This window comes from Kitasatospora sp. MBT66, from assembly GCF_000710405.2.
Taxonomy (GTDB): domain Bacteria; phylum Actinomycetota; class Actinomycetes; order Streptomycetales; family Streptomycetaceae; genus Kitasatospora; species Kitasatospora purpeofusca.
This window is the reverse complement of sequence record NZ_JAIY01000012.1, coordinates 81,206-81,499: the sequence shown is the minus strand read 5'-3', so window position 1 is coordinate 81,499 and position 294 is coordinate 81,206. Positions and strand designations below refer to the sequence as shown.

The 294-nt window shown below is 77.9% G+C and carries 1 protein-coding gene; it reads left to right on the top strand.

From position 1 onward, the window contains the following. A partial coding sequence (locus BI06_RS51470) for a hypothetical protein (protein WP_158516492.1) occupies positions 1-294 on the top strand: 294 nt, incomplete at both ends.

Below are 294 nucleotides of genomic sequence, written 5' to 3'. Positions count from 1 at the left end.
CTGGAGATCGCCAGGCTGGAGGGCTACCTCGCCTGGGAGGCGGAGGTCGCGGCCGCCCAGCGGGACGCCCGGGCCTTCGCCGACCGCTTCCCCTGGCTCGGGCCGGACGACCGGGAGGCCCTGGAGCAGGCGTACACCGACGACCGCCTCCGGTATGCGGAGGAGGTCGTCGACCGCGCGGTGGGCCGCTGCCGCGCGCTGGCCGCCCGCTACCGTGCCGAGTGCCGCCGGATCTGCGCCCGCTGGGCGGCCGTGTGCCTCTCGGTGGCGGTCGCGGTCGCCCTGCTCGCCGTC